General features: G+C 69.2%; 6 protein-coding genes. 5 read left to right on the top strand and 1 reads right to left on the bottom strand.

Annotated elements, in window-relative coordinates; all coding sequences use genetic code 11:
- Positions 1-328: 328 nt before the first annotated feature.
- The 4 genes from DBR34_RS18160 to DBR34_RS18145 all read left to right on the top strand — a co-directional run bounded on the left by DBR34_RS18160 (position 329) and on the right by DBR34_RS18145 (position 3,604).
- Entirely contained in the window at positions 329-526 is a 198-nt protein-coding gene (locus DBR34_RS18160) for a zinc-finger domain-containing protein (protein ID WP_128097818.1), read from the top strand.
- Between the two features lie 15 nt (positions 527-541).
- On the top strand, positions 542-1,654 hold the full coding sequence (locus tag DBR34_RS18155; RefSeq protein WP_128097817.1) for a glycosyltransferase: 1,113 nt from the start codon (positions 542-544) through the stop codon (positions 1,652-1,654).
- A 10-nt stretch (positions 1,655-1,664) separates the two neighbouring features.
- A complete protein-coding gene (locus tag DBR34_RS18150; protein ID WP_128097820.1) occupies positions 1,665-2,957 on the top strand; it encodes an O-antigen ligase family protein in 1,293 nt (430 codons plus the stop codon).
- A gap of 155 nt (positions 2,958-3,112) precedes the next feature.
- Entirely contained in the window at positions 3,113-3,604 is a 492-nt protein-coding gene (locus tag DBR34_RS18145; RefSeq protein WP_308812564.1) for a transposase, read from the top strand.
- Between the two features lie 97 nt (positions 3,605-3,701).
- Here the strand turns inward: DBR34_RS18145 and DBR34_RS18140 are convergent, their stop codons facing one another.
- Complete coding sequence (locus tag DBR34_RS18140; protein WP_128097815.1) at positions 3,702-4,622, bottom strand: LpxL/LpxP family Kdo(2)-lipid IV(A) lauroyl/palmitoleoyl acyltransferase; 921 nt, start codon at positions 4,620-4,622, stop codon at positions 3,702-3,704.
- Positions 4,623-4,708: 86 nt separating this feature from the next.
- Here DBR34_RS18140 and DBR34_RS23895 point away from each other — a divergent pair.
- Positions 4,709-5,409: glycosyltransferase N-terminal domain-containing protein (locus tag DBR34_RS23895; RefSeq protein ID WP_308812563.1), on the top strand; the 701-nt coding region annotated here is incomplete at its 3' end.

Below are 5,409 nucleotides of genomic sequence, written 5' to 3'. Positions count from 1 at the left end.
GACAGGCACCACCCCGGCCGCCGGGGGCGGACACAGGGGCGATGCAGGTCCGGCGGGGGACGGGCCATGCGATCGGGGCAGGAATCGAACCGGACCGATGCTGCAACAGCCGGGGCGATGCTGGCAAGTGCCATTTAGTTCGATCCAAACCAGAAGAATCAGCCACTTGCCGTTCCGGTTGACAGTCACTTTGGATCGATTTAAAAAGAGCGGTGCTGTGTGCCGGCGCGTGCCCTGGGCGGTACATGCCCGCCTGCGCGAGGGCGGCGATGCAACAGTCCCGGGTGCTAGAATCACCGTCTTCGCAATTCCTTTGTGTGTCCACGCCATGAGCCATACCGCCACTGCGCCCGCCAACGCCGAGAAGCGCTACACCGTGCATCGCGCCGACCTGCCGCTGAGCTGCCCGACCCCGGAAATGGCGCTGTGGAATTCGCACCCGCGCGTGTACCTGCCGATCGAAGACGAGCCCAACGGCGAGGCCAAGTGCCCGTACTGCGGTGCCGTGTTCGTGCTGGCCGACTAAATCAGCGCTGCTCCCGTGCGCCGACTGACCGTGGTGCAGCTGCTGCCGGCGCTGCACTCCGGCGGGGTCGAACGCTCCACCCTTGAAATCGCCTCTGCCCTGGTTGCCGCCGGCCACCGGGCCATCGTCGTGTCCGCCGGTGGGCGGCTGGTCGAGCCGCTGCTGGCCAGCGGCGCCGAACACCTCACCCTGGACATCGGCCGCAAGTCGCTGCTGACCCTGCGCCACGTGCGCAGCCTGCGCGCGTTGTTCGCCGAAGTGGGCGCCGACATCGTGCATGCGCGCTCGCGCCTGCCGGCCTGGTTGGGCCTGTACGCGCTGCGCAGCCTTCCCGAGGCCCAGCGCCCGCACTGGGTCACCACCGTGCACGGGCTGAACTCGCCGGGGCGCTACAGCGCGGTGATGACCAGTGGCGAGCGGGTGATCTGTGTGTCCAACACGGTGCGCAGCTTCGTGCAGACGCACTACCCCAGCGTGCCCGCCGAGCGCCTGCAGGTGATTCCGCGCGGCGTGGACGTGGCCCAGTTCCCGCGCGTGGCGCGCACCGATCGCCGGGCCCGCCTGGCGGTGGCTGCGCAGCACCCGGTGCTGGCCGGCGATGCGCCGCTGCTGCTGCTGCCTGGCCGTGGCACCCGGTTGAAAGGCCACCGGCATGCGCTGCAGCTGCTGGCCGGCCTGCACGCGGCCGGTGTGCCCGCCACGCTGTGGATGCCGGGCACCCGCGAGCCGGGTCGCGAGGCCTACGTGGCCGAACTTGAAGCACAGGCCCGCACCCTGGGCATCGCCGAGGCGGTGCTGATGACCGCGCCCACCACGCGCATCGCCCAGGCCTACGCGGCCAGCGACCTGGTGCTGCAGGTGTCGGACAAGGCCGAAGCATTCGGCCGCACGGTGGTGGAAGCGCTCTCGGTAGGGCGCCCGGTGCTGGGCTGGAACCACGGCGGCGTGGGTGAACTGCTGACGCAGCTGCAACCCTCCGGTGCGGTAGCCTTGCACGACGGTGCGGCGCTGCTGTCGCGCGCGCTGCAGCTGCTGCAGCAACCGCCCAGCCTGCCCGCCCGGATTCCTTTCACCTTGCAGGCGATGCAGCGTGACACCCTCAAGCTCTACACCTCCCTTGCCGGCTGAGCCGGTGCTTGTGCCCGGCTCCCCGGCGTCCCGCGCCGGTCGCTGGGCGCCGTGGTGGGTACTGGCGTTCGTGGCGCTGTGGCCGTTGCCCGGCATCGCCGAAAGCGTGCTGGTACTGGGCGCGCTGTATGCCGCCGTGCGCATGGTGCAGCTGCGCATGCGGGGCAAACAGCACCTGCTGAGCAGCCCGGCATGGGCGCTGACCAGCATCCTGTTCCTGGGCTATTGGCTGCCGCAGGCGTTTTCCGCGTTCGATGCGATCGACCCGGCGACGGCCTGGCGCAAGGCCGCGGCCGGTCTTCGCTATCTGCCCTTCATGTGGCTGGTGGCGATTGCCGTGGCCACCCCGCAGCGGCGGCGCCTGACGCTGGGTGGCATCGCGCTGATCACCGCGGTCTGGACTGCCGATGCGCTGGCCCAGGCTGCCTTCGGCAACAGTGCGTTGTTCTGGTCGCTGGACCAGCTCAAGCAGCTGGTGAGCGGGCATGGCCTGTGCAACGCCGTCGAGGTGGCCGCCGCGGATCGGCTCAGCGGCGTGCTGGGGCCGTGCAACCTGAAGTTTGGCCAGGTGCTGGCCAGCCTCTCGCCGTTCCTGCTGTTTGCCGCCGCGCGACGCGCCGGATTGTGGGGGTGGGGCGTGGCCGCCGCCGCGGTGGGCGTGGTGCTGGTGCTGGCCGGTTCGCGTGCTGCGTGGCTCACCTATGCGCTGGTCGTGGCGTACTCTGGCTGGCGCCTGCTCGGCCCGCGTGCGCTGATCGGGTGCCTGGCGATAGGGCTGGTGGCCGCGGTCGTGATCGGGGTTGGCTCCAGCCAGGTGCGTGAGCGCGTGGCGCGCACCGCGATGGCGTGGGAGGGCGACGGCGACGGCGTCAACCAGGCGTTGTCCGGACGCGCGCAGATCTGGGCAGCGGCCGGCTGCATGATTGCCGGCCATCCGGTCAACGGCGTGGGCGCGCGCGGTTTCCGCGATGCCTATCCCGGCTGCAACCCCACACCGCAGGCGCAGGAAGTATGGGGCGACGGCCCGGCGCTGCACGCGCACCAGATCGTGCTGGAAATCCTTGCTGAAACCGGCGTACTGGGCCTGCTGCTGTGGCTGGCCGCTGCCGCCCAGGCCTGGCGCGCGTGGCGCTTCGCACCGCTGCCGGCCCGCGAACGCGCCCGCCCGGCCATGCTGGCGCTGGCGGTCACCGTGTTCCCGCTCAACACCCACCTGGCGTTCTATTCCACCTTCTGGGGCGGGCTCACCCTGCTGCTGGCCGCGCTGTACGCCGGCAGCCTGCTGGCGCGCGACGACGGGTAGAGCCACCCCATGGGTGGCTGTTTGGGAATCCGGCGTTACGCGCAGCCACCCACGGGGTGGCTCTACCCGGCGCTCTGCAGGTAGAGCCACCCCATGGGTGGCTGCTCTTGGCCCACGCATGGGCACACACCGACGCACGCGCGCGCCATCCACCGATGGGCACCATGCCCGGCCCAACGCACTCTTGTGCGATGACCAGCCCACGCCTCCAACGCGGCCGATACTCGCATCCGGGGTATTGCTATGCGCTCACCACCACCACGCACGGCAGGCGGAGATGGTTCGACGATCCCCTCAATGCAGAGGTAATCATCGACACGCTGCGCTACATGGATCGTTGTGGGGTCAGTTGCACGTTGGCCTGGGTGGTCATGCCGGACCACGTGCATTGGTTGATCCAGCTGCGGCAAGACACCTTGGCGCGTTGCATGCTGCTGTTCAAATCACGCAGCAGCCGATTGTTGAACGAGCGTCTGCGGCGAACGGGGAAGCTCTGGCAACACGGGTACTTCGACCACGCCATGAGAAGTGAGGAGTCCTTGCGCCGGCAGGCGTTGTACATCCTCGCCAACCCGATACGTGCGGGATTGGCCGGTGCGCTGGGTGAGTACCCGCACGCGTGGTCGCGGTGGCCCATGGAAGGGTAGAGCCACCCCATGGGTGGCTGTTCGCGGTCGGGCACCATGCAGCCACCCATGGGGGTGGCTCTACCGAGGGGCCGCGTGCAGCCACCCGTGGGTGCCGTTACCGGTAATAATCGCTGCGGCCGCCCGGCTGGCGCTTGAAGCGGCGGTGGATCCACAGGTACTGGTCCGGTGCCTCGCGCACCATCGCCTCGATGGCCTGGTTGACGCGTGCGGTATCGGCTTCCACGTCCTCGCTGGGGAAATTCTCCAGCGGCGCGCCGATCTTGAGGAAGTATCGGCCGCCTTCGCGGCGATGGAAGTAAGGCACCACCGCGCAACCGGTCATGCGCGCCAACTGGTGGGTGGCGGTGATGGTGGCGGCGGTGTGCCCGAAGAACGGCACGAACACCGTGTCCTTGCCGCGCATGTCCTGGTCCGGCGCGTACCAGAGGAATCCGCCCTTCTTCAGGTGGCGCACGGTGGCCCGGATGTCCTCGTTGGCGTACATCGCCTTGGCATAGCGCAGCCGGCCGAACTTCACCGCCCACTCGTACACCGGGTTGCGGTGCTTGCGGTACATGCCTGACAGATCGACGTGGTCGCACAACAGGCGCCCGCACATCTCCAGGGTCATGAAGTGGCCCGAGACCAGCAGCACGCCGCGGCCTTCGGCCTGCATGCGCTGCAGGTGCTCCAGGCCTTCGATCTGGACCTGCGGGCGGATGCTGTCGATGCTGCCCCACCAGGCCCGGGCGAATTCGAAGATGCCCACGCCCAGGGCGTCGAAGCTGTCGCGCAGCAGGCGCTGGCGCCAGGCGTCGTCCTTCTCCGGGAAACACAGGCGCAGGTTGACCTCGGCCGCGCGCCGGCGGCTGCCCGCCAGGCGGTAGGCCACGGTGCCCACGCCACGGCCCAGCGCACGCTGCAGCATCCACGGCAGCCGGGCGATCCCGAAGGCGGCGAACATGACGGCGAACATCGGCCAGTGGCGGGGATCGCGCAGGGACGGGCGGGTGGCGGTGGAAGCGTTATCTGACATGCCCTCGATTCTAATGGATGCATCCCGGCAGGCCCATCACGGCGGTGCGGGATGCCTTCCCCGCTTCGCTCCCGTATCCTCTGCGCATGCGCAAAAGCCCTGTCGAATGGATCCTGCGCGGCCTGTACTCGGCCGTGTTGTACCTGTTGCTGCCGATCACCGTGTACCACCTGGTCTGGCGCGGGTTCCGGGTGCGCGAGTACTTCCGCCGCTGGGACGAGCGTTACGCCTCCTACCCGCACCCCAGCGGGCAGCCGCGGGTGTGGCTGCACGCGGTGTCGGTGGGCGAGGTCAACGCCGCCGCGCCACTGGTCAATGCCCTGCGCAGATTGCGCCCGGACATCCGCTGGGTGATCACCACCATCACCCCGACCGGTTCCGAGCGCGTACGCGCGCTGTGGGGTGACGCGCTGGACCACGTCTACCTGCCGTACGACGTACCGGGCAGCGTCGGCCGCTTCCTCGGCCATTTCAAGCCCAGCCTGGCGCTGATCCTGGAAACCGAGCTGTGGCCGAACATGCTGTTCGGCTGCCGGGATCGGGGCATTCCGGTGTACATCCTCAACGCGCGGCTGTCGGCACGCTCGCTGCGCGGGTATCGCCTGCTGAGGGCGCTGATCGGGCGCGCGCTGCGCACGGTCACCTGCGTGGCGGCGCAGTCGCAGGACGATGCGGAACGTTTCATCCAGCTGGGTGCACGCCCCGAGCAGGTGCAGGCGCTGGGCAACCTGAAGTTCGATATCGCCGCCCCCAACGTGCAGGACTTCGTGGCCCGGTTCCATGCGCT

The sequence above is a fragment of the Stenotrophomonas sp. HMWF003 genome, from assembly GCF_003061285.1.
Lineage (GTDB): Bacteria > Pseudomonadota > Gammaproteobacteria > Xanthomonadales > Xanthomonadaceae > Stenotrophomonas > Stenotrophomonas maltophilia_AP.
Note: the sequence above shows the minus strand (reverse complement) of the source record. Positions and strands in the feature narration are given on the sequence as shown.

Coding starts and splice junctions, on each gene's coding strand:
- DBR34_RS18160 (WP_128097818.1), top strand. CDS start 329: ATGAGCCATACCGCCACTGCGCCCGCCAACGCCGAGAAGCGCTACACC.
- DBR34_RS18145 (WP_308812564.1), top strand. CDS start 3,113: ATGGGCACCATGCCCGGCCCAACGCACTCTTGTGCGATGACCAGCCCA.
- DBR34_RS18140 (WP_128097815.1), bottom strand. CDS start 4,622: ATGTCAGATAACGCTTCCACCGCCACCCGCCCGTCCCTGCGCGATCCC.